The organism is Enterococcus sp. DIV0240d (genome assembly GCF_051711245.1).
Classification (GTDB): Bacteria; Bacillota; Bacilli; order Lactobacillales; family Enterococcaceae; genus Enterococcus_D; species Enterococcus_D casseliflavus.
In genome coordinates, this window is record NZ_JBIOMG010000001.1 from 2427585 (window position 1) to 2452998 (window position 25414).

20 protein-coding genes are annotated in these 25414 nt (G+C 42.1%); 1 reads left to right on the forward strand and 19 read right to left on the reverse strand.

Features of this window, described 5'->3' with window-relative positions; all coding sequences use genetic code 11:
- Nucleotides 1-6 precede the first annotated feature (6 nt).
- From glgB to parE, 9 genes are all read right to left on the reverse strand, one after another.
- Nucleotides 7-1953: a 1,4-alpha-glucan branching protein GlgB gene (glgB, locus tag IGJ25_RS11455; protein WP_225001065.1), complete on the reverse strand. Its 1947-nt coding sequence runs from the start codon at nucleotides 1951-1953 to the stop codon at nucleotides 7-9.
- A gap of 177 nt (nucleotides 1954-2130) precedes the next feature.
- Complete coding sequence (locus IGJ25_RS11460; RefSeq protein WP_005229650.1) at nucleotides 2131-2538, reverse strand: hypothetical protein; 408 nt, start codon at nucleotides 2536-2538, stop codon at nucleotides 2131-2133.
- Nucleotides 2539-2636: 98 nt separating this feature from the next.
- Nucleotides 2637-3083, reverse strand: a complete 447-nt coding sequence (locus IGJ25_RS11465) for a hypothetical protein (protein ID WP_194193704.1) — start codon at nucleotides 3081-3083, stop codon at nucleotides 2637-2639.
- 197 nt (nucleotides 3084-3280) lie between these two features.
- Nucleotides 3281-4090 (reverse strand): DUF1803 domain-containing protein, encoded by an 810-nt coding sequence (locus IGJ25_RS11470; protein ID WP_225001045.1) that lies wholly within the window; start codon nucleotides 4088-4090, stop codon nucleotides 3281-3283.
- Between the two features lie 88 nt (nucleotides 4091-4178).
- Nucleotides 4179-5108, reverse strand: coding sequence for a manganese-dependent inorganic pyrophosphatase (locus IGJ25_RS11475; protein ID WP_225001046.1), 930 nt, complete (start codon nucleotides 5106-5108; stop codon nucleotides 4179-4181).
- A 94-nt stretch (nucleotides 5109-5202) separates the two neighbouring features.
- Nucleotides 5203-5958, reverse strand: coding sequence for a pyruvate formate-lyase-activating protein (gene pflA / locus IGJ25_RS11480; protein WP_225001047.1), 756 nt, complete (start codon nucleotides 5956-5958; stop codon nucleotides 5203-5205).
- Nucleotides 5959-6062: 104 nt separating this feature from the next.
- Nucleotides 6063-8291, reverse strand: coding sequence for a formate C-acetyltransferase (gene pflB, locus IGJ25_RS11485; protein ID WP_225001048.1), 2229 nt, complete (start codon nucleotides 8289-8291; stop codon nucleotides 6063-6065).
- A 269-nt stretch (nucleotides 8292-8560) separates the two neighbouring features.
- Nucleotides 8561-11023, reverse strand: a complete 2463-nt coding sequence (parC, locus tag IGJ25_RS11490; RefSeq protein WP_016610800.1) for a DNA topoisomerase IV subunit A — start codon at nucleotides 11021-11023, stop codon at nucleotides 8561-8563.
- Between the two features lie 11 nt (nucleotides 11024-11034).
- Nucleotides 11035-13062, reverse strand: coding sequence for a DNA topoisomerase IV subunit B (gene parE / locus IGJ25_RS11495; protein ID WP_074535153.1), 2028 nt, complete (start codon nucleotides 13060-13062; stop codon nucleotides 11035-11037).
- Nucleotides 13063-13346: 284 nt separating this feature from the next.
- On the opposite strand from parE, the gene plsY reads away from it, so the two are divergent.
- On the forward strand, nucleotides 13347-13985 hold the full coding sequence (gene plsY, locus IGJ25_RS11500) for a glycerol-3-phosphate 1-O-acyltransferase PlsY (protein WP_156237180.1): 639 nt from the start codon (nucleotides 13347-13349) through the stop codon (nucleotides 13983-13985).
- A 52-nt stretch (nucleotides 13986-14037) separates the two neighbouring features.
- On the opposite strand, the gene IGJ25_RS11505 is transcribed toward plsY, so the two are convergent.
- From IGJ25_RS11505 to dprA, 10 genes are all read right to left on the reverse strand, one after another.
- Nucleotides 14038-14913 (reverse strand): aldose 1-epimerase family protein, encoded by an 876-nt coding sequence (locus IGJ25_RS11505; RefSeq protein WP_225001049.1) that lies wholly within the window; start codon nucleotides 14911-14913, stop codon nucleotides 14038-14040.
- Between the two features lie 11 nt (nucleotides 14914-14924).
- A complete protein-coding gene (gene codY / locus IGJ25_RS11510) occupies nucleotides 14925-15716 on the reverse strand; it encodes a GTP-sensing pleiotropic transcriptional regulator CodY (protein ID WP_010749394.1) in 792 nt (263 codons plus the stop codon).
- Nucleotides 15717-15729: 13 nt separating this feature from the next.
- Nucleotides 15730-17127, reverse strand: a complete 1398-nt coding sequence (gene hslU / locus IGJ25_RS11515; protein WP_010749393.1) for an ATP-dependent protease ATPase subunit HslU — start codon at nucleotides 17125-17127, stop codon at nucleotides 15730-15732.
- Nucleotides 17128-17141: 14 nt separating this feature from the next.
- Nucleotides 17142-17684 carry an ATP-dependent protease subunit HslV gene (gene hslV / locus IGJ25_RS11520; protein WP_225001050.1) on the reverse strand — a complete coding sequence of 181 codons (543 nt, stop codon included), beginning with the start codon at nucleotides 17682-17684 and terminating at the stop codon, nucleotides 17142-17144.
- Nucleotides 17685-17706: 22 nt separating this feature from the next.
- The gene (gene xerC / locus IGJ25_RS11525) at nucleotides 17707-18645 is read right to left on the reverse strand and encodes a tyrosine recombinase XerC (protein ID WP_225001051.1); all 939 of its coding nucleotides are present in this window, start codon (nucleotides 18643-18645) and stop codon (nucleotides 17707-17709) included.
- Between the two features lie 195 nt (nucleotides 18646-18840).
- A complete protein-coding gene (locus IGJ25_RS11530) occupies nucleotides 18841-20277 on the reverse strand; it encodes a flotillin family protein (RefSeq protein ID WP_016610794.1) in 1437 nt (478 codons plus the stop codon).
- A 13-nt stretch (nucleotides 20278-20290) separates the two neighbouring features.
- Nucleotides 20291-20716: a hypothetical protein gene (locus IGJ25_RS11535; RefSeq protein WP_225001052.1), complete on the reverse strand. Its 426-nt coding sequence runs from the start codon at nucleotides 20714-20716 to the stop codon at nucleotides 20291-20293.
- A 119-nt stretch (nucleotides 20717-20835) separates the two neighbouring features.
- Complete coding sequence (gene trmFO, locus IGJ25_RS11540) at nucleotides 20836-22137, reverse strand: FADH(2)-oxidizing methylenetetrahydrofolate--tRNA-(uracil(54)-C(5))-methyltransferase TrmFO (RefSeq protein WP_005229622.1); 1302 nt, start codon at nucleotides 22135-22137, stop codon at nucleotides 20836-20838.
- Between the two features lie 151 nt (nucleotides 22138-22288).
- A complete protein-coding gene (gene topA / locus IGJ25_RS11545) occupies nucleotides 22289-24367 on the reverse strand; it encodes a type I DNA topoisomerase (RefSeq protein ID WP_005229621.1) in 2079 nt (692 codons plus the stop codon).
- A gap of 142 nt (nucleotides 24368-24509) precedes the next feature.
- Nucleotides 24510-25388, reverse strand: a complete 879-nt coding sequence (dprA, locus tag IGJ25_RS11550; RefSeq protein WP_005229619.1) for a DNA-processing protein DprA — start codon at nucleotides 25386-25388, stop codon at nucleotides 24510-24512.
- Nucleotides 25389-25414: the final 26 nt, after the last annotated feature.

Here is a 25414-nt window from a genome sequence, read left to right on the forward strand (position 1 = left end):
CCCCCTCTACTCTTTTTTTTGTACTTTCTTTACTGCTTTTTTTCGAGTCATTTTGATTTTTTCTGGTTTGATGATTAAAGCCCCAAGTGCAGGCAAAATTGTTTTGATTTGATAGTCGTATTGCTTAAAAGGGGTATTACTGGTCTGACAGTCTGGGTTATTCGCCACCCAAGTTCCGCCAAATACATCCCGTTCCGTGTTTAAAATCTCGCGATACGTTCCTTCGTATGGCACGCCGATCGCAAAATCGTGACGCTCCACTGGTGTCAGATTGACAACCACGATCAAGAAGTCTTTTTTCGTTTTTCCTTGTCGTAAGAAAGTCAATGTCGTTTCATCTAAGTTGTCTGCATCGATCACCATCAATGAATCTTCTTGATCATCCAATTCCCAAAGGGCTCGTTCTTCTTTGTATAATTCATTCAAGGTCTGGGTGAAGAACTGCATTTTTGCATTGAATGCGTCGTTTAAATCGACCCATTCAAGACCATGATCATATTTCCATTCTAAAAACTGTCCCCATTCACTACCCATGAATAACAGTTTTTTCCCTGGATGCATCATCATGTACGTATAGAGATTTCGTAGTTGTGAAAACTGTTTGTAGCGGTCTCCCCACATTTTGTGCATCAAACTTTTTTTGCCATGAACCACTTCGTCATGGGAGAGTGGCAAGATATAATTTTCTTGCATCCGATACATGAAAGAAAAAGATAAAAGACTTAGATGATCTTTACGGAAAATCGGGTCCATTTCGTAAAAACGCAGGACATCATTCATCCAGCCCATATTCCATTTGTAGTCAAACCCGAGAGCGCCTCCTTCGACCATTCCTGTTATTTTGGTCTCGGAAGTACTTTCCTCTGCAATCATGACAACTGCAGGATGGGCTAACTTGATGACTGAATTGAGCTTTTGTAAGAAATAGTACCCTTCAAAATTCCGATTGCCCCCTTCGTGATTCGGTTCCCATGGACCTTCATCATAATCGCGATAGATCATGTTGGAAACGGCATCTACCCGAATACCATCAATGTGGTAAAATTCGATCCAGAACAATGCACTTGAGATCAGAAAGCTTTGGACTTGCGGTTTGCCTAGATCAAAGTTGATCGCACCCCAGCGAACATTTTTCGCACGGTTTTCATCCATGTATTCAAAGGTCGGCGTGCCATCATAATAGGCAAGACTGTCATCATTGACACAAAAATGTCCTGGCACCCAATCAACGAAGACACCTATATTTTCCAAATGACAAGCCTCTACAAAGTCTTGAAACTCTTCTGGTGTCCCATAATAGGAGCTAAGTGCGAAGTAACCAGTCAATTGATAGCCCCAGGAGGTTCCTAAGGGATGTTCCATCAAAGGCATAAATTCGATATGGGTGTAGCCCATTTTTTTCACGTAAGGAATAAGTTCATCTTTTAATTCGGAGAAGCGATAAGGGGTGCCATCTTCGTGGTGCTTCCAGGAGCTGGCATGAACTTCATAAATATTAAGAGGTCGATTAAATGTTTTTTGTCTTTTTTTCCGTCCTTGCCATAACCCATCCCGCCATTTTTTTTGTGGGATCGAATGCAACACGGCAGCAGTTCCTGGTCGAGCTTCGAAATGGACAGCAAAAGGATCGATCTTCAATACTTCTCGTCCATTTGCTTGTTTTACTTTGTATTTGTAAAGCTGTCCTTCTTTTACTTGATTGGTCTCAATTTCCCAAACACCGGATTCTGCCCTTTTGTTCATCGGCAAGGTGTCCGTCCATTGGTTGAAGTCGCCAACAAGCCAAACTTGCTGAGCATTTGGTGCCCAAACGCGAAACACGTAGCCATCATCTACTTGATGGGCGCCTAAGAAATGCTGTACATAAAAATTTTCACCACTCAGAAAGTCTTTTTCCGCAGTCAGTACCTGTTGTTTGGTAACCACTCTCTCATCAGTCCTCCTCAAATTCATTTTGATCGCTGACTGAAATGCCAACGACCTTGTTACGCTCTTTCATCTTTTAGAAATCGTTTCAAATCAACTACATCTCTCTATCTAGCATAGCATAAAACACTGCGCTAGTAACGCAATAACCCTAGTTGCCAACAAATAATCTTTGACAGAAAAAAACAGCTTGAACGTATCAGTTCAACCTGTTTCAGCTCTACTTTTTAGCTTTTGGAAAATGAAGTATGTGACTACCCATAACTGAAACAAACTTGCTAAAACAAGAATGAAAACTACCATCACTGGAAGTGTTTCAGTTAATTCAAAATATGCCAACAGTGTCCCAAATGCAGAAGAGGCGGAGCAAAAACACCAAAATCGAAACCCATAAAAACTGGTCACCACGGTATAAAGACTGATAATCCCCAACAAGAAGAGCTGAGTAAATCGGTCAAATACCGTATCGGTATAATAAATTTCACCTAACAAGGCTTGGATCGCACCAAAACTTGTCGGTACTTTATAAAGCGTCAGCAGAGCGCCGAGCAAGCTGAATGCACCAATCAGAAGATGACTGCCAGCTAAGCCGATTCGAATGTTTAGTTTCACGCGTCTTTCACAACCTTCAATCTAAGAAAATCCTTTTTCCGCTAACTACTGCTTACACAGCCGTTTTCCTTATTCACTAGAGCCGAAATCATCTGTACTTATTTTGCCTGCCAAAGCTCTTTTACTTGTCCATCCGTGTAAACTTTATAGACTTTATTTGCCGATGAGGAGGTGTTTGTGCGAGCAATCAAGTAATAGTTCCCGTCACAATCAAACTCACCCTCACTTAATAATTTGTAACTCGTAACTGGCCCATTTGCCATTTTCTTTGCTAAGTAACGCATGGCATGAGCTGGATTCACCAGATAGTTTTGATTGATGAGCCAATCAATGATCACGGAAACGATCGTATTTGCCCCAAACCGTTCCTTTTGTTTTAAAGCAAGAATGAGATCGCCATCAGAAAAACGCGTTTCATCGATCCCCGCTTTTGTAATTGCTTGCCGAGCAGTTTCTATTTCTGACATTGATACGAACGTGATCATTTCTGCTTTCGTTTTGTTTTGTTCCAACTGTTCAAAATCAACCGTTTTATATCCTTCCATTTTTATATCCCCTTTCAAAGTTCTAGAATCATCATATCATCAAGAAATCAAAACTCCAAACAAAACGATTGTTGTTTTTTAATTTTTATTCATCAAATTATCATTTGAAGAAATAAGAAAAAAAGCTGCTAGAATCGAATCTAGCAGCTTTTTAATAGTCAGAAAATTTAAAACAAATAACATAATTATTAGAAGTTTTAATTATTATTGAAATAAAGTGTATTGTATGAACCTGATTTGTTTGCCAAGTGAGCGATCACAAGGCGTTGGACGAACAGATCCTTTTCAGAAGACGGATAACGCTCGTTTTTTAGATTATCACAATTTATTTCTTCCAGCAACAAATGTAGCTCAGGACTTATGATCTCGACCCGTTGAAGTGATTCCAGAAAAATACTCGGACGGACTTTTTTGTTTTTACGAATGCGTTCAAGGATCACACTCACTTGGTCTAAGTAATAGACTGGATCGACATCACCGATCAAATCCATTAATTCATCAAAGATCGCAAGGGTACGCAACTGTTCATTCGCTTCAAAAAAAGCAGGCAGTGTTGGTGGCCACTGTGTTTCTGAGTAAGAGATCAACTGAAATTGTTCATGGCTCAATGCATAGACCGCTCCTTGTTCAACCCCTTTCTGACAACCATAAAAGTATTTATTTTCAACACTTGACGCAGCAAAGCTTTTGATAAAACCAGCGATTTCTTGTGTTGACCAATGGCACGCTGCTTGATAGAAATCATCACTTACTTGTATCTGCTGTTGATCATGTTCAGTATAGATGGGGAAGCCTAAATAATAGCGTCGTTCTTGACGGACGATTAACTTTTCTGCGATCAAGCGGTCAAGAATTTTATCAAATGAACCATCTGTAAACTTCGCTTTTAATGCTCGTAGCGTTGGCGGCTCTTGGCTATTTAATAGCTCCTCTACCAATTCATGGAATTTCGAAGATTCCAGTATCGGTTGCAATGAGCGAAAGTGGGGACTATAAAAAAATTTCACTGCGTGTACTCCTTATCCAAACAATCATGAAAAATGCTGGTTTGATCTACCAAAACAGATCTCACCAGCATTCAGACAGTTAGCTTAATTATCCTTCAAAAACCTCTGTTAATTGAGGTACGATTTGTTTTTTACGAGAAACGACACCAGGTAAAAACGCACGATTGTTGGTTAATGTCGTTTTAAAGGCTGCTTCTACTGGGGCAGTTGGTTCACCAATGACTAGCAGCTCAGAATTACTATCTAAGATATCAGTGGCAACCAGCAAGAACAGATCATAGCCATTTGCTGCTATTGAATCCTTCATAGCCGCTTCCAACTCTGCTTGACGGTCAAAGACTTCTTTTAGATCAACCGTGTTAACTTGTCCGATACGGATGTTTTTAGCACCCATTGGGAAGCTTTTGGCATCTAGGTCCAGCAATTCTGCTGCTGATTTTGTTCCAAGATTCGTACCAGCTTTTAACATATCTAATCCATAGACTTCCAGTTCTACATCTGCTATAACGGCTAGTTCTTTGGCTGCTGTTACGTCTTCGTCGGTACATGTTGGTGATTTAAACAACAATGTATCAGAGATGATCGCTGAGAGCATGATTCCTGCGATCGCTTTTGGAATTTCCACTTGATTTTCTTTGTATAATTTCAACACGATCGTACTTGTACAACCGACCGGCTCTGCACGATAATACAGTGGATTTGCCGTTTCAAAGTTAGCGATACGATGATGATCAACTACTGCCAACACAGTGACATCCGTAATATCCGCTGCACTTTGTTGAAATTCATTATGATCCACTAACATTACTTCTTGGGTTTCCTTTGCCACTGAATCGATCACCCGAGGGGCAGTTAGGCCAAAGGTATCTAACGCAAATTGTGTCTCTTCATTCGGTGTACCAAGCGCTACTGCTTCACAATCTTTTCCAAGTTGATTTTGTAAATTTGCAAAGGCAATTGCTGCACCAATGGCGTCGGTATCAGGATTTTGATGACCGAATACTAATATTTTCGACATTTCTTCATCGCTCCTATTTCAATTGATATTCACTTTCTAATCATAGTAAAAAAACAGGAAAGAAGCAATAGCAATCTCTTCTTTCCTGTTTTGATCAACGGGTTAAGTAGCCTTTATAGTCATCTACATGGAGCAAACGTTTGGCATTTTTCACCCGATCTTCGGTTGGTGGTTCGATCCCTTCAAGGGGATATTTCAAGCCTAGCTCATCCCACTTGTATTTCCCCATCGTGTGATAAGGTAAGATCTCAACTTTATCGACATTCTTCAGTGTTTTGATAAACTCATCCAAACGGATCAAAAATTCATCATAGTCGCTTCTCAAAGGAACCAGCACGTGACGAATCCAGACAGGTTGATTGATCTCTGAAAGATAATTCGCCATATCCAAAATATTATCATTGGATTGAGTAGTTAGCTCTTTATGGGCTTTGTTATCGATGTGCTTGATATCAAACAATAACAAGTCAGTAACGGTCATCAGCTCTTGAAACTTGCTAAAAAATGGTTCTTCCCGTGTAAATGGTTTTCCACAAGTATCTAATGTCGTGCTGACACCTTCTGCTTTGGCTTTACGAAACAGATCGATCAGAAAGTCCATCTGAAGCAATGGTTCCCCACCACTGACGGTGATCCCACCTTTTTGTCCCCAGAATTCGCGATATTTCAATGCCTCTTCTAAGACATCATCAGTCGTTCGTTCGACACCGGTGCCAATCTTCCATGTATCTGGATTATGACAAAACTGGCAACGCATGCGGCATCCTTGCATGAATACAATAAAACGGATACCTGGTCCATCTACTGATCCAAAACTTTCTGTTGAATGTACTTGTCCTGTTACTGCCATAATGCTCTTCCTTTCTTCGAAACGACGGATGACCACGCTCCGTCTGATACTTTCAAAACAAGAGGCGGCGGATTTTCCCGTCCGCCGCCTGAAGTTGTTGCTTATTACATTGCTTCGTGCATTGTACGAGCAATCACGTCATCTTGTTGTTCTTTTGTTAATTTAATGAAGTTTACTGCATAGCCAGATACCCGAATTGTTAATTGTGGGTATTTTTCTGGGTGAGCTTGCGCATCAAGCAATGTGTCACGGTTAAATACGTTGATATTTAAGTGGTGACCACCTTTTGCTGCATAGCCATCTAGCATTGTTGCTAGGTTTTCTTGTTGTGTTTCGTCGTCACGTCCTAATGCTTTAGGTACGATCGAGAAGGTGTTTGAAATACCATCTAATGAGTAATCATATGGTAATTTCGCAACTGATGAAAGACTTGCCAAAGCACCATGCGTATCGCGACCATGCATTGGGTTTGCACCTGGAGCAAATGGTGCGCCTGCACGACGTCCATCAGGAGTGTTCCCTGTTTTCTTACCATAAACCACGTTAGAAGTGATAGTAAGGATCGACGTTGTGTGTTTTGAATCACGGTATGTTTTCGTGCGTTTTACTTTTTTCATGAAGGCTTTCAACAAGTTGACTGCGATATCATCTACGCGGTCATCATTGTTTCCGTATTTCGGATAATCGCCTTCGATTTCGTAATCTTCAACAATGCCGTTTTCATCACGGATCGTACGAACTTTGGCATATTTGATCGCTGATAATGAGTCAACTGCAACAGAGAAACCAGCGATACCAGTAGCCATCGTACGTAGAATGTCTGTATCTTGTAGCGCCATTTCAATGCGTTCATAAGAATATTTGTCGTGCATGTAATGAATGATGTTCAATGTGTTCACATACAGATCACAAATCCAGTCCATCATTGTGTCATATTTTTCCATTACTTCGTTATAATCCAAGTATTCAGAAGTAATTGGTTGGAATTTTGGTCCAACTTGTGCTTTTGATTTTTCATCGACCCCACCGTTGATTGCATACAACAATGTTTTTGCTAAGTTGGCACGAGCACCAAAGAATTGCATTTGTTTCCCGATACGCATTGCGGATACACAACAAGCGATTCCGTAGTCATCGCCCCAATGTCCACGCATCACATCATCGTTTTCATATTGAATCGCTGATGTTTGGATAGACATTTTCGCACAAAATGTTTTGAAATTATGAGGCAAACGTGTTGACCATAAAACAGTCAAGTTTGGTTCTGGTGCTGGGCCTAAGTTTGCTAAAGTGTGTAAGAAACGGAAGCTGTTTTTCGTTACCATATGACGTCCGTCTTCACCCATACCAGCGATTGATTCAGTTACCCAAGTTGGGTCACCAGAGAACAATGCGTTGTAATCAGGCGTCCGAGCAAATTTCACAAGACGTAGTTTCATGACGAAATGGTCAACGATTTCTTGTGCTTCTTCTTCAATGATCACGCCATTTTTCAAATCGCGTTCAACATAAATATCAAGGAAAGTTGACGTACGTCCCAATGACATTGCTGCACCATTTTGCTCTTTGATGGCTGCTAAGTAACCAAGATATAACCATTGGAATGCTTCTTTCGCCGTTTGAGCTGGTTTAGAAATATCAAATCCGTAAATGTTTCCTAATTCTTTCAATTCGCTTAACGCACGAATTTGTTCACTCAATTCTTCACGTTGGCGGATAATGTCTTCAGACATCGTTCCGTTTCCGCAATACAATAGGTCTTGTTGTTTTTCTTTGATCAAGAAGTCCACACCGTATAATGCCACACGTCGGTAGTCACCAATGATTCGGCCACGGCCGTAAGCATCAGGAAGACCTGTGATTACACCAGAACGGCGCGCTGCTCTGATTTCAGGTGTATAAGCATCAAAAACTCCTTGGTTATGTGTTTTACGGTAGTCACGGAAAATGTGAGAGACTTCCGCATCAATTTCATAGCCATAAGATTCTGCTGCTTGTTCTGACATGCGGATGCCACCAAATGGTTGCAAGCTGCGTTTAAATGGTTTTTCCGTTTGGAAACCAACAACTGTTTCTAAGTCTTTGTCTAAGTAGCCAGGTCCATGAGAAGTGATCGTTGAAACGACTTTTGTATCCATATCCAATACGCCGCCAGCTTCACGCTCTTGCTTGTTCAGTTCCATGACTTGATCCCATAGCTTCGTCGTTGCTTCAGTAGCATCTGCTAGGAATTCATCTGTTCCGTCATAAGGTGTGTAGTTTTCTTGGATGAAGTCGCGTACGTTTACTTCTTCTTTCCAAGTTTTTCCTTTAAATCCATTCCATTGTTCCATTTGATGGACCTCCTTAAATTTTCTGTTCACTAATGTAACAGCTTTACGTGAACAGTATAACACACACCTTAATGATTGCAAGCATTTTCAAGAATTATTTTTAACAATTTATTTTTTTTTAAGATATTAATTACTAAAAACGTTGATTTATAGGCGTTTAATAAATGTGAAACTTTTATTAAAGTACCTTTTTCTTTAATGTGAAAGATTAATTATGAGACAAAAAGCAACCCTTCTGTACCGGTACAGAAGGGTTGCTTTGTTATAATTTATAGTACAGAATCCTCTGCGATTGCAGGACTGATTTGGGTTTTCACTTCGTAGATTTGTCCTCCTGTTTTCTCATCCATGATAAATGAGCCGTTGGAGGTCCGATCATTGATCGGGATTTGGTTGGTGATCACTTCAAAGGATTGTCCTTTTTGATTCGTCACTAGCAGTTGCTGATTTTCCCCACTGCCCATATAGACGACGCGATGAGGATTTTTCTTCAATTCCCGCAAGACCATCAATCCGCGCTTCGCCCGACCTAATTGGTTGATTTCTTGAGCCAACATTCGTTTTGCTGCGCCACGTTGGGTGATCAAAACGATCGGTGTATCCCCTTCTGAATAAACGAGCAACCCATTGATAAGATAATCATCCGCTTTAAGGTTCATCGCTTTGACCCCAGCTGCTTTTGGTCCCACAACAGGCACTTCATTAAGCGGGTAGCGTAAGCCAAAGGCAAGATGACTGACTAAGAATACATCCATTTCTTCCGTTTGATCCGTCAAAAAGACGTTGACCAATTCATCTGATTCATCTTTCAGCTTCATGATCGTCATCGGCCGTGTTTTATAGGTGCGCCAAGGTTCAAATTCCGTCATTCGTGTCTGTTTGATCATACCGTTTTTACTAATCAGCACGAAATTTTTCAATGGATCGATCTCTTTGTAGGCAAAGACCCCAATGATCATTTCATCTTGCGCCAGTGTCATGACTGTTTGCGAAATATGTTCCCCTAAATCTTTCCATTTTAAATCAGGTAATTCATGGACCGGTCGATAGATCGTGTTCCCTTTATTAGTAACCAACAACAGGTGATCCAACGTGTTCATTTGATTACTGTAAAGTAAAGAGTCGCCTTCTTTCATGCCGATCTCTTCTGGTTTTGAAGCACCGTAAGAACGCAAGCTGCTGCGTTTGACATAGCCGTCTCTTGTGACCGTCACGACGACTTCTTCTTGGGCGACCAAGACTTGTGTTTCGATCTTGATTTCTTGAATTTCTGCTTCGATCTCAGTCAACCGCGGCGTCGTATATTTTTTCTTGATCTCTCGCAGTTCTTTCTTGATCACTTTCAGCAATTCATTTTCTTCATTCAAAATCGTTGTCAATTCAGCGATCGTTTCTGCAAGTTCTTTTGCTTCTGCTTGCAATTGTGTAATGTCCGTATTGGTCAAGCGATACAACTGTAAGTTCACAATGGCTTCTGCTTGTTCTTCGGTAAAACCATGTTGAACCACCAGATTATTTTTGGCATCTTTTTTGTCTTTACTACCGCGAATGGTAGCGATCACCTCATCAAGGATCGACAAAGCTTTGATCAGCCCATCAACGATATGCTGTCTTTTTTGCGCTTTTTGCAGCTCAAAACGACTGCGTTTTTCGATCACTTCACGGCGATGTTTGATGTAGCTTTCTAAAATCCGCTTTAATCCGACTTGCTGAGGACGCATATTGTCGATTGCCACCATGTTGAAGTTGTAGTTGATCTGCAATTCGGTATTCTTAAATAAATAATTTAAAATCCCTTGCGCATTTGCTTCTTTTTTCAGCTCGACAACGATCTGCAGTCCAGTACGATCTGTTTCATCTCGTACTTCAGCAATCCCATCAATGCGTTTATTCAAACGGATCTCATCCATTTTTTTAACTAAGTTGGCTTTATTGACCTCATACGGGATCTCATTGATGACGATTTGCTGTTTGCCGCCTTTGATGTCTTCGATCTTGGTTTTCGAACGCAGGATCACTTTGCCTTTGCCTGTTTCATACGCTTTTTTGATTTCTTCTTTCCCTTGTAAAATGCCCCCTGTTGGAAAATCAGGGCCAGGAATGTACTTCATCAGCTGATCCAAAGAAGCTTGCGGATGGTCGATCAAATAGATCGTTCCATCGATGATTTCCCCTAAATTGTGGGTAGGGATCTCCGTTGCATAGCCAGCTGAGATCCCAGTTGAGCCATTGACTAACAGATTCGGGTATTTTGCTGGTAGAACAGTTGGTTCTTTTTCAGTATCATCAAAGTTCCAAACCAATTCCACGGTGTTTTTTTCAATATCTTTTAATAGCTCACCACTTAATTCCGAAAGCCGTGCTTCCGTATAACGCATGGCAGCTGGCGGATCACCATCCATACTCCCGTTGTTCCCGTGCATTTCAATCAAAATCTGACGTAGCTTCCAGTCTTGACTCATGCGGACCATTGCTTCATAGATACTCGAGTCCCCATGGGGGTGAAAATTCCCCATGATATTTCCGACAGATTTTGCTGATTTGCGGAAGCCTTTGTCATAGGTATTGCCGTCTTGGTTCATAGCAAATAAAATCCGCCGCTGAACCGGTTTTAACCCATCACGAATATCTGGCAATGCCCGTTCTTGAATAATGTATTTGGAATATCGACCGAAGCGATCTCCCATCACTTCTTCCAATGTCAATTCTTGTATATTGCTTTTGTGTTCCAAGAGACCACCTCCTATTCCTTAACTAACTGTTTGCTGTCTGCTTGTTCGGTATCCATTAATTTTTCATCAACTAATTCAGGTACCGTATCTTCTTTTTTATCCAAAATACTGCCATCTTCTTCTAAACTAAATTGAACATGACTTTCGATCCACTTCCGACGAGGCTCTACCTTGTCCCCCATCAAAGTGGTGACGCGACGTTCTGCTTGGGCAGCATCATCGATCCGTACCCGAATCAGTGTCCGCGTTTCTGGGTCCATGGTCGTTTCCCACAATTGGTCGGCATTCATTTCTCCTAACCCTTTGTAGCGCTGTAGGAGATAGCCTTTGCCGATTTTTTGGGTCAGTTTGCTTAGTTCATCATCGGTCCAAGCGTATTCGACTACTGCTTTTTTCCCTAACCCTTTTGACACTTTGTACAGAGGCGGCAAAGCAATGTATACTTTCCCCGCTTCGATCAAAGGTTTCATATACCGGTAGAAAAAGGTTAAAAGCAGCACTTGGATGTGCGCCCCATCGGTATCCGCATCGGTCATGATGATCACTTTATCATAGTTGCAGTCTTCAATTGAAAACTCTGGGCCAACACCGGCACCGATAGTATAGATCATCGTATTGATTTCTTCATTTTTCAAAATATCCTGCATCTTGGCTTTTTCAGTATTGATGACTTTGCCTCGCAATGGCAAGATGGCTTGGAACTTGCGGTCTCGTCCTTGCTTTGCTGAACCACCCGCAGAATCCCCCTCCACCAAATACAATTCATTTTTCTTAGGATTACGAGATTGCGCAGGTGTTAATTTACCAGAAAGCAGTGACTCGCCTTTTTTGCGTTTCTTTCCAGTACGGCTTTCTTCTCTCGCCTTTCTGGCAGCTTCACGGGCCTCTCTTGCCTTGATCGCTTTACGAACCAGCATTTGACTCATTTCACTGTTTTCTTGTAGATAATAGCCTAGCTGCTCACCAATCACATTGTCTACCGCATTTCTTGCTAAGGGTGTCCCTAATTTCCCTTTGGTCTGTCCTTCAAATTGCAAAAGATTTTCTGGCACGCGGATCGACAGAACTGCCGCTAACCCTTCACGGAAATCACTGCCTTCAAGGTTCTTATCTTTTTCCTTCAACAAATTGACCTTGCGGGCATACTCATTGAAGGCTTTGGTCATTGACGTCTTCATCCCAACTTCATGGGTACCGCCATCTTTGGTACGTACATTGTTGACAAAGGACAAGACGTTTTCTGAATACCCATCATTGTATTGAAAGGCAAGCTCTACTTCGATGGCTTCTTTCGTGCCAGAAAAATAAACCACTTGGGTCAAGGTATCTTTTTCTTCATTTAAATAATCAACAAATTCTTTGATGCCTTCCTCATATAAAAAGACTTCATGAATCGGTTCTTCCCCACGTTCGTCCGTCAGGGAGATTTTGACCCCTTTCAACAAGAACGCTGATTCTCTCAAACGTTCAGCGAGAATCTCATAGGAGAATTTGGTTGCAGAAAAGATTGTATCGTCTGGTTTGAACGTAACGGTTGTTCCCGTTGGTTTACGGGTTTTGCCGATTTTTTTCAAAGTACCTGCTGGTTTCCCGCCGTCTTTGAAGCTCTGTTTGTATTCGATACCGTCTCGAACGATGACCACTTCTAGCCAGCTGGATAAGGCATTTACAACACTGGCACCAACCCCATGAAGGCCGCCAGAAGTTTTGTAGCCGCCTTGGCCAAACTTTCCGCCAGCATGTAACACGGTGAAGATCACTTCAACAGTTGGGATTCCAGATGCATGTGTCCCGACCGGCATTCCCCGACCATTGTCTCGAACACTGATACTATTGTCTTTATGGATCGTAACATCGATTTCATTGCCGTATCCTGAGAGTGCCTCATCAACCGCATTATCGACGATTTCATACACTAAGTGGTGCAAGCCGCGGCTATCGGTCGAGCCGATATACATTCCTGGCCGTTTTCTTACTGCTTCCAGACCCTCTAAGACCTGAATGGAAGCATCATTATATTCTGTGGTTTTCTTTGCCAAACCCACCGCTCCTTTAATCTTGATCAGTCCTTTTCTAATGCTGAAAGGACTGCAAAAAAAATCTTAACACAAAATACGCTTTTTTCAAGCGAACATTTTTCTAAACTATCTTATCCTTTTTCCTTTGTTTGCACAAGCTAGAGTCGCAAAATGGCTTGTTTGTGTTCCACAGCTCTGAGAAAAGCTGTTTTTCATCTTTGTCTGATCAACGAAAGATTTTCTTATTGTTGGAAAGGCGTTTTCATGCTAAAATTGCCCTAGCCTTGCAAAGAAAGTTGGTTATTATGAATACGATTCTTTTATTTATTGTTGCTTACCTTTTAGGTTCGATCCCCTCTGGTGTTTGGATTGGCCAACTGTTTTTCAAAAAAGATATTCGCCAATTCGGCAGCGGCAATACGGGAACGACCAATACATTTCGCGTTTTAGGAAAAAAAGCCGGCATCGTTGTTTTATTGATGGATATCTTAAAAGGAACTTTGGCGACCAGCTTGCCAGTCATCTTTGGGCTCCAAACTGTCAATCCGCTCTGGTTTGGGGTCTGTGCGATCTTAGGTCATACCTTCCCGATCTTTGCCAAATTTAAAGGCGGCAAAGCAGTGGCGACAAGTGCTGGGATGCTCTTAGGATACAATCCGCTCTTTTTCATTTATTCTTCATTGATTTTCGTTATCTGTCTTTATGTGACAAGTATGGTGAGCCTGACCAGTATGATCGCGGCGTGTTTGATCACCTTATCGACGATCGTCTTGCCTTTTATCGCACCTGCGATCTTGCCTGAGCAAAATTGGCTGCTGACCTTCATTGCGATCGGCGTAACGATTTTTATCTTTATTCGCCATCGTGAAAACATTACCCGCATCAAAGATGGGACCGAAAGTCGGGTACCCTTTGGACTGAATAAGGGTCAAACGAACAAATAAGCAGAAGCTGAGAAAAGTCATTGCGCTTTTCCCAGCTTCTTTTTTCATACGTTTATTTAACTGTAATGGAATACTTTGTTTCAAATAGTTCGTCAGGTGGAAGTGCTTGAATCCCCAGCTTTTCTGACAGCTCACCGGAGTCTTCTAGCGTATCTGCGATGCCGCACCATGGTTCAATACATAGAAATGGCGATTTCACTGGATATGTGGACCAAAAACCGACATACGGCATATTATTGTAGCTTAACGTGACACTATGAGGCGATTTTTCACTGCGAATCGAGTAGGAATGTAATCCTTTCGTTTCATAAACTAACGCATCATTTGCAAACATGTCATGGGTCAAGCGTAGATCTGTATTCGTTTGACCGAGTGTGCGTTGCTCATAATCAATATAATTGCCTTTTAACGGCAATTTCACCCGTGATTTCTTTGGAGAAAAAGAAAGATAATAGTCTTCAAAAGTCAGCCCTTTTTCAAGTGGGACGTTGAATGCAGGGTGTCCACCAATGGAGAAGAATAGTTCTTTTTGACCGCTATTCTTCACTTGGTATTTGACGACTAAACCATCACCGCCTAATTCATAACTGACATACAGCTGAAAATCAAACGGATACTTTGCTTTGGTTTCAGTCGAACTTTCTAGTAAAAACAAAGCGTAATCTGTGCGTTGTTCAACGACAGTAAATAACATGTCTCTGGCAAATCCATGACGAGGCAAATGATAACTCTTGCCCTCATGTTGATAGGTGTCCTCTTTTAACGCACCCACGATCGGAAATAAGATCGGTGCATGCTTTCCCCAGTGGTTTGGATCAGCTTGCCAAATATATTCAAGGTCATTGCTCGTATCGACTAAGCTTTGCAGCTCAGCCCCTTTTTCTGCAATCTTTGCTTGCAGATGACCGGCCGTGATGGTAACTGTCATGGTCTCATCTCCTAATATTGATGTTTCGTCAATTCCTCTTTAAAGCGGCTGTTAAGCACTTTTAAGTAGGTGCCTTTCATCCCCAAAGAGCGTGATTCAATAATACCGGCAGACTCTAATTTACGCAAAGCGTTCACGATCACCGAACGGGTGATACCGATACGGTCAGCGATACTTGATGCGGTCAAACGACCTTCGTCTCCTTCTAATGCCTCAAAAATTGCTTGAACAGCTTTTAGCTCACTATAAGAAAGCGTGTTGATCGCCATTTGAACAGCTGTGGTACTGCGAACATCTTCTTCGATACTACGGGATTTTTGGTACAAGAATTGCATACCAACAACTGTCGCACTGTATTCCGCTAATACCAAATCATCATCATCAAAGGACTTATCGATTCTGGAAAGAATGATCGTCCCTAAGCGTTCTCCTGCACCGTAAATCGGTACGATGGTTGTTAGTCCGTTAGGATACAACTCACGGCCTTCCACAGGAAAAGCGGTCATATCGTCACTGATCGGCACATTGGCTTCTGTGGAAGTCAGATGATCGACTAAATCTGTATAATTTTTAGGAAACTGTTTTTCGACAAACATTTTTTTGATGCGCTCATTATTGACATCATGGTTCTCAACAAAACCTAACACACTACCGTCGACGCTAATAATATACGCATTGCTGTCTAGGATGTTTCCTAAAATGACAGCCATTTTGTCGTAAGGCAAATCAGAAGCTAAATTAAAGGTGTTTTTTTGTTGCAATAATTCATTGATTTGTCTTGTCTTTTCTAATAATGTTTTCATTGGTCCGCTCCCTTTATAAAATATACCGGCTTAAGTCTTCATCTTTTGCGATTGACGCAAGTTTTTCTTCCACATACGCTTCTGTGATCGTGATTTCCCCCATTTGCATCTCAGATGCTTCAAACAATAGATCTTCAAGTAGTTTCTCTAGAATCGTATGCAAACGACGGGCACCGATATTGTCGGTATCGCGATTCACTTGATACGCGATTTCGGCAATTTTTTCGATGGCTTCCATCGTAAAGACCACTTTGACATTCTCGGTTCCTAACAAGGCAACGTATTGCTTGACTAAGGCATTGTTTGGTTCCGTTAAAATTTTAACAAAGTCTTCCTTCGTCAAGTCATCCAGTTCCACGCGGATTGGGAAACGTCCTTGCAACTCAGGGATCAAATCGCTTGGTTTTGATAGATGGAATGCGCCTGAAGCGATAAAGAGAATATGGTCGGTTTGTAACGTGCCATATTTCGTATTGACTTGTGAGCCTTCAACGATCGGCAAGATATCTCTTTGCACCCCTTCACGAGAAACTTCTCCTGATTGCTGCGATTTCGAAGATACTTTGTCGATTTCATCAAGGAAAATGATGCCGCTAGATTCCGCTAAGCGTAATGCTTCGCTATGAATATCCGCGTCGTTGACCAGTTTGGAGGATTCTTCTTGAATCAACAATTCCCGCGCTTCTTTCACGGTTACTGTGCGTTCAATTTTCTTTTGCGGTTTCAATGCACCCAATGTTTCATTTAAATCAATACCCATTTGTTCTAAGCCATTGTTCATCATTGGCGCTTGATTTTTCGGTTCATCGACTTGGATCGTCACTTCCCGGTTGTCTAAAAGCCCTTTTTCTAATTGCTCAAAAATCGCTTGGCGATTGCTGCGAATCTCATCCGTCAATTCTTCTTTTGGTTCTTCTGGTTGTTGTGCGGCGTTGAACATATTCATCATTTGTTCATAAGGATTAGTATTCTTTTTCTGTTCCTTTTTAATACCAGGAACTAAGACTTTTACTAAACGACGGTTGGCTTTTTTCTCTGCTTGGATCCGCACGTTTTTATATTGTTCTTTTTTCACGATTTGGATCGCATTCTCAACGAGGTCACGTACCATCGATTCTACGTCTCGACCGACATAGCCGACTTCCGTGAATTTCGTTGCTTCTAACTTAACGAAAGGTGCATCAACGATCTTTGCTAAGCGTCGCGCAATTTCCGTTTTCCCAACCCCCGTTGGTCCAATCATCAAAATATTTTTTGGTGTGACATCTTGTTGCATCTTTTCATCTAATTGCAGCCGGCGGTAGCGATTTCTCAAAGCAACAGCCACTGATTTTTTGGCGTTGGTTTGTCCAACGATGTATTCATCTAATTCTTTCACGATTTCTCGTGGTGATTTGTTTTGGTTTGTCATATCGTCATCCCTCTTTAAAACTCTTCTACAATGATATTGTGATTCGTAAAGACACAAATGTCTGCTGCGATATTCAAGGCACCTTCCGCGATTTCTTTGGCAGATAGTTCGCCGCCATAACGTTTCATCGCACGGGCTGCCGCCAAGGCATAGTTTCCACCTGAACCGATGGCTAAGATCCCTTCATCTGGCGAAATGACCTCGCCTGTCCCAGAAACTAAGAGCATCTCCTTGTCATTCATGACGATCAGCATTGCCTCTAATTTTTGCATCGATTGCTGCGTCCGCCATTCTTGTGCCAATTCTACTGCAGCTCGTTGCAAGTTTCCGTTGTATTCATTTAGTTTTCCTTCAAATTTTTCTTCCAAGGTAAAGGCATCTGCCACACTGCCGGCAAAACCAACGATCACTTCACCGTTGTAAATTCGACGGACTTTCCGAGCGGTTCCTTTCATAACGACCTGTTCTCCCATCGTTACTTGTCCGTCACCGGCCATGGCAAACTTGCCATCTTTTTCAACCGCACAGATGGTGGTTGAATGAAATTTTGACTTCATTTACGTTCCTCCTGTACCAATTTTACGCACGTGGATGAAATTGGCGATAATTTTTTTGTAAATTGTCTTTGGTGACATGCGCATAAATCTGTGTCGTTGATAGATTGGCATGCCCCAACAATTCTTGAACGGTCCGCATATCGGCGCCGTTGTTTAATAGATGGGTCGCAAACGTATGCCGCAGCATATGAGGATGGATTTTACTGTCTAAACTGCTTTTTCGGATGATTTGATTCAACACATACTCGATCCCTGTTGCAGTGATCCCATCACCTAGATGATTCACGAAGAGAACCTCGTGTTCCTTGTTCTGCTTTTCCATCAGTTGCTTGCGTCCTGAGGAAAGATAGCGCTTGACTGCCGCTTGTGCGTAACTGCCGAAAGGAACATAGCGATCTTTGTTGCCTTTTCCGTGGATCAGCAAAACGCCGCTTTCCCAATCGATCGCGCCCAGCGTCAGACTGCTACACTCGCTGACCCGCAGACCTGAACCGTAAAGGACTTCTAACAATGCTTGATTGCGCTGTTGTAATGGCTCATCACCAGCGACACTTTGAAAAAGAGCATCCATTTCCTTTTCATAAAAAAAACGCGGCAATTTAGCGTTTTTCTTTTTTAAATGAATGTAGGCGAAGGGATTCTCTTTGACGATCTCATACTTGGTTAGAAATTGGTAGAATGAACGCAAGCTAGCCATTTTCCGACTGATGGAATTACGGCTATACCCTCGTTCCGTCAAGTAGCTCAAATAGACACGAACATCACGATACTCCACCGCTAACGGGTCTTCATTGCCAGACTCTTTCAAGAAGTGAAAAAAATCGTTCATATCTTCTTGATACGCTTTTTTTGTCTTTTCCGAATACCCTCTTTCAACAATAAGATAACGAAAAAACTCTTCTTGTAATTGATCCGTTTGCAAAGTAACCCCCCTTTTCATGATTCGAAATAACTTTAGCATAGACCACAAAAAAAAACAAATGAATTGTCAGAATTTAATCAATATTTCAAAGTTTAGACATAATTGTGAAAACTTTCTAAGAATCTTCGTAAGATTCTTATCATTCGTCAGAAAGATCACTCAATAGAGCCATAAAAACGTACCAGTCCCTTTCTCAAAATAGAGAGGCACTGGTACGTTTCCATTTATTTCCTTTTATTCGATCCGCTCCGTTGTTGGCTGAGGCGAACCATTGCTTTGTGAAACAGCCTGAACTAGCTCTTTGTTTCCTTGTTTCGTGGACATTGTGTCATTGATCAACGCCACTAAGTCTAATCCGGTGGTTTCTTTGATCGTATCAAAGGTTCGAGCTAAGCCAGCTTCTCCCATTGATTGAAGCCCATCGTTGCCGCCAAAGCTGACCACTTTATCGATATTGCTAAGGGGTGCATTGACTTCTTTTGCGATTTCAGGCAGCACTTTGATAAATTCCATCAAAATACCAGCTTCGTTCAGTTTGGTCAAAGCGATCGCCATTTTTTCTCGGCTTTCCGCTTCCGCTTGACCGACTTTTGCGATTCGTTCCGCATCGGCACTACCTAATTTTTCAATTCGTTCCGCTTCCGCTTGTGCAGCCAATTTGACTTTTTCCGCTTCGGCTTGTGCTCGGGCGATTTCACGTGCTTTGTCTGCTAATGCGTTTTGTTCAACGACATATTTATCTGCTTCGGCTTTTTTACGAACAGTTGCATTCAATTCTTTTTCTGTCAATTCCGCTTGTTTCTCTTGAATCTCAATATTTTTTTCTTGCTCGATCAATTGTACTTTCATTTGCTCACCGACCGCGATTTGCTCTGCTTTCGCATCCGCAACTTCACGTTCTTGTTTGTACTGCGCTTGTTTCAATGCCATATCTTTTGTCGCTTCTGCGATTTCTGTTTGGCGACGGATCTCTTCATGCTGTGCCAACTGTTCATTCTCGGCTTGCTTGATCCGCGTTTCTCTTAAGGCATTGGATTCTGCTACTTCAGCATTCTTCTTCACTTCAGCAATCTGGGGACGCCCTAAAGCATCCAGGTACCCATTGCTGTCGCTAACGTCTTTGATCGTGAATGAAACGATCTCCAGCCCCATTTTTTTCAAATCCGTAGAGGCAACTTCTTGTACTTGTTCCGCAAAATCATCGCGGTTTTTGTAGATGGCTTCCACCGTCATCGTACCTAGAATTGCCCGTAAGTGACCTTCTAAGACTTCTTGCGCTTCATCTTCCAGTTCACCAGTGGATTTACCCAAATATTGTTCAGCGGCTGTCTTGATCGACTCGGTACTGTTGCCGACTTTCACTAACACCGTGGCACTGGCTTTGATCGGTACGCCTTGTTCTGTATAAACTTCTGGTGTCCCAATCTCTAACTTGTGGGTCAGTAAACTTAATTTATGTGCCTTTTGAACAATAGGAATCACAAACGTCCCACTGTTTTTTAAAATCTTGATGCCTTCTTTTCCTAAAAACGACCCCGTGACGATCAACGCTTCATCGGGTTTTCCGATTCGGTAGCGTATCATCAAAAAGGCGATCAATAAAACAAGGAGGACAACGCCCCATAAAATCGGATTACTTAAAAAATCAACTGCTGATCCTGTATCCACCATAACCTAACACTTCCTATTCTATAAAATTTTTACTTTCAACCACCAACGCGATCCCTTTTTTATCAAAATCGACAATGATGACTTTGGTGCCGACTGGCAATCGAACATTGTTTTCACAATCTTCTTCTCGAAAAAAACGAGCAGGATAAACAGAACGTGCACCTTGACTCCCTATTTCCATGACTTCGCCGATTGTATCTCCGACAATCTTTTCCGTCAGTTCGCCGATCACAAACTCATTGCGGCTAATGACATTGCTGCGGTTTTTGTCTGTGATGCGATTGTAGAACCACATAAAGGGCCCCAACAGCAAACTAAATGCAACAAAGACAACGAAAATGACCCCGACCAACAGGATCAGCCAACCTAAAAATTGGATCACTGTAGGAAAACGCTGTAAATAGTTTTGAATCAAATGAATCCATTCTCCGATCACCATCTTCACCACCTTCTGTCATTGTTACTGTCTATCATAAGTCACCTTGATTAAAGTTTCAAGACAAATTAAAAAAAAACTTTCTCACCAATTATCAGTAAGAAAGTTATCGATCATCGTGCTTATAATTGTTCCTTGGCTTTTTCTAAAGCAGCTAACGCTCGATTTGCCAATGCTTCATAACGGGATTTCTTGTCTCTGATTCGCTCTGGAAGTTCTGGCAACAACCCAAAGTTTGCATTCATTGGTTGGAAGTGTTTGCCTTCAGCATGGGTGATATAATACGCCATACTACCAATCGTCGTTTCTTGTGGCATAATGATCGGTGCTTCGCCTTTTGCAAGTTTGGCAGCGTTGATGCCAGCCATCAACCCGCTGGCTGCACTTTCCACATACCCTTCGACCCCTGTCATTTGTCCAGCAAAAAAGAGGTCCTCACGTTTTTTCGATTGATAGGTTTGTTGCAAAAGCTCAGGTGAATTCATAAAACTATTCCGATGCATCACGCCATAGCGCACAAATTCAGCCTCTTCCAAGCCAGGGATCATCCGGAATACCCGTTTTTGTTCGCCCCATTTCAAATGTGTTTGAAAGCCAACGATGTTGTAAAGAGAAGCCGCCGCATTGTCTTGACGCAGCTGAATCACTGCGTAAGGACGCTTGCCAGTTTTCGGATCTTCTAACCCAACTGGTTTCATCGGACCAAACAACATGGTTTTCGGACCACGACCAGCCATGACTTCGATCGGCATACACCCTTCAAAGAATTTTTCTTTTTCGAATTCTTTCAAAGGAGCCACCTCTGCATTGACCAAGGCCTCACGAAACGCATAAAACTCCTCTTCATTCATCGGACAGTTCAGATAGGCTGCTTCACCTTTATCGTAACGAGATTTCAAATAAACTTTATCCATATTGATGGTTGATTTGTCAACGATTGGAGCTGCGGCATCATAGAAATAAAATCCTTCAGATCCGTTAAACGCTTGGATCGCTTTTGAGAGCGGTTCAGAAGTCAATGGACCTGTTGCGATCACAGTGATGCCTTCTGGAATTTCAGTGATCTCCTCTTCGATGACTGTAACTAAAGGATGCTCCTTGACACGTTTGGTGACCAACTCTGAAAAATCATCGCGATCCACAGCTAAGGCACCACCTGCTGGAACCGCTGTTTTGTCTGCAGAAGTGATAATCACTGAATCCAAGCGACGCATTTCTTCTTTCAAGACACCGACCGCATTCGTTAAATTGTTGCCTCGTAGTGAATTGGTACAAACAAGCTCGGCAAAATTATTTGTGTGATGGGCTTCTGTCGACTTCTTAGGACGCATTTCATAAAGATTTACTGCGACACCTGCTTGCGCTGCTTGCCACGCAGCCTCGCTTCCGGCTAAACCGGCACCAATAACATTGATTTCTTTCATAGTGCTCTCCTTTTATTTCAAAAGCTCGTCTCTTTTCATAAGAAACAGCTTGTATTAATCAAAAGGACCGGCGCTTTCTTTTGTCAGCCAATAATGAGGCTGACCGTTCAAGAGAATACGCCGATTCTTTTTTAACAGGATATCCTGCTAGTTATTTTTGCACATTTTCTTCATAGTCGCCTTTGATACAAACGACTTGTTTCCCACCTTTGACTTTCTTTTCGACTAAATAATTATCACACTTCGGACAATTACGCCCCACTGGTTTGTCCCAAGAAGTAAAGTCACATTCAGGGTAGCGGGTACAACCATAAAACAACCGGTTTTTCTTCGATTTGCGTTCAACGACTTGCCCTTGATGACAGACAGGGCACTCAACGCCGATTTCTTTCACGATTGGTTTTGTGTTGCGGCAATCTGGGAAATTACTGCAAGCATAAAACTTTCCGTAGCGGCCTAATTTGATCACCATCGGATGACCACAAAGATCGCAATCAAAGCCTGCAGGTTCATCTTTGATTTGAATTTTTTCGATACTTTCTTCTGCAGTCGTCAATTCTTTTTCAAATGGGCGATAAAACTGATCGACAACTTTGACCCATTCTTCTTTCCCAGCTTCAATGCTATCCAAGCTATTTTCCATTTCAGCAGTAAAATGCATATCAACAATTTGCGGGAAGAATTCCTCGATCAACGAATTGACGATCTCACCAAGTTCAGTTGGCTCAAAACGTTTTTGCGTCAATTTCACATAATAACGCCGCTGAATGGTTTCTAATGTCGGTGCATAGGTTGAAGGACGACCCACACCGTTTTCCTCAAGGGTTTTGATCAACGTTGCTTCGCTGTAACGAGCAGGTGGTTGGGTGAAATGCTGTTTCGGTTCGATCGATACGGATTGAACGACATCTCCTTCGACTAACTCTGGCAAGATGTTCTCTTTGTCTTCTTTGCCATCATCGCGTCCTTCCACATAGACCTGCATAAATCCTTTGAATTTGATCTTTGAACCATTAGCAATAAAGATGACACCATTTTGATCCAAAGTAACTTTCATCGTATCCAAAATGGCAGGCGTCATTTGACTAGCCACAAAGCGAGACCAGATCAAGCGATACAATTTTAATTGGTCTTTGTCTAAGAATTTCTCCATGGCTTCTGGCGTACGCAAAACACTGGTCGGTCTTACTGCTTCATGGGCATCCTGCGCCCCTTGTGCATTGGCGCGTTTTTTGCCACCGTGAGCGGAGAACTCTGAACCATAGGTGTTTTCGATAAATTCGGCTGCTTCCCCTTTGGCTGTGTCAGCGATTCGCGTCGAGTCGGTACGCATATAGGTAATCAAACCGACAGTCCCTTGTTTGCCAAGGGCGATCCCTTCATAGAGCTGCTGTGCGACCATCATGGTTTTCCGTGTTCGAAAATTCAGTTTGCGGGCTGCTTCTTGTTGCAAACTACTGGTGGTAAATGGTGCAGATGGATTCCGTTTGCGTTCTTTCTTTTCAACCTTTGTCACTTGAAAGTCTTTACCAGAAAGGCGATCGGTGACTTCTTTAATACTTTCAGCATTCGGTAATTTTTTCTTTTTGCCATCTAAGCCCCAAAAATTGGCTTTGAATTTCTTCGTGGCTTTCTTAAAGTTTCCATCAATGCTCCAATATTCTTCAGGAACAAAATCACGGATCTCTTTTTCACGATCAATAATGATCTTAAGCGCCACCGATTGAACACGTCCAGCACTTAACCCTTTTTTGACTTTGCGCCAAAGGATCGGACTCAATGAATACCCGACTAAACGGTCTAAGATCCGCCGTGCTTGTTGAGCATCGACGAGATCCACATCGATCGTTCTTGGCTCTTTGAAGGCTGCTTTGACCGCATCTTTAGTGATTTCATTAAAGACGACCCGATTTTTATCTTTTAAATCTAGTCCAAGTAGAAAAGCTAAATGCCAAGCAATAGCTTCTCCTTCTCTATCCGGGTCACTTGCGAGGTAGACTTTTTCAGCTTTTTTCGCAGCAGAACGGAGACTTTTGATCACGTCACCTTTTCCACGGATCGAAATGTAATGAGGCTCATAATCATTTTCGACATCGATCCCCATCTTACTTTTAGGGAGATCACGAATATGACCGACACTTGCGACGACTTTGTAATTTCGTCCAAGGTATTTTTCAATGGTTTTCGCCTTTGCGGGCGATTCCACGATTACTAAATATTTATATGCCATATAAAGAATGGCTCCTTCCTGAATTTTTCCTACTATTATATTCTATCAATCAGTGAACCTATCGTATGCAGATGAAACATACAAATCGTAGCTTATCATAGCTTTCAAGAAAAGGTTTGTCAAGGAAGGTTGATTGGAAAAATCAAAAAAAGGCTAACTCTTGTAAAATATCCGACACGCTAATCGTACATTTTGCACCATCTTGAATCAAGCGGTGACAACCTTTTGACTGATCCGAAATCATTTCACCAGGCACTGCAAAAACTTCTCGTCCATTTTCCATCGCTAACTGTGCCGTAATCAAAGAACCGCTTCTTTCCTTGGCTTCAATTACGCAGACCCCTTTTGAGATCCCCGCAATAATGCGATTGCGCAGCGGAAAGTGGTATCTTTGCGGTTTGGTATCGTGCGGATATTCGCTTAGCACCAGATGTTCTTGACGGATCTGCTGGAACAAACGGTAGGAAGATGACGGATAACAATGGTCCATCCCAGAAGCAATCACAGCAATGGTTTGTCCACGATTTCTGATGGCTGATTCATGGGCAAAGCTGTCGACACCATTGGCCAATCCGCTAACGATGGTATAATTTTCCGTCACTAGAGGTGGAATCAGCTTTTCGCAAACTTTTCGTGCGTATAAGGACGCCGTTCTTGCACCAACAAAGCCAATCATGGTCGTTTGTAGCAATTGCAGATTCCCTTCATAAAAAAGCATCAATGGCGGGTCCGCGATTTGTCGTAAAAGCATCGGATACTCCGCCGAGAAGAAAGTGAGGTAGTTTTGTGCGCCCATCTTTTGTGCGATGTGTTCGTCTGTCAATCGCTCCCATGATCGCCGAAAAACCGCACGGTGCTGTGGAAGGACCCCGATGGCAATCATCTCTTCCAGCGAACAATTCATCTCTTTTGTTTCCAACCAATGCCAAATGATCTTCCAACAACCTTGCAGACCAATTCCCTGACAGTAGTACAGTTTTATCAACTGTTTTTCAAAATCTGTTGCTTGTTGATACTTCATAAACAAAGCCCTCTTTTCTTAGTAAT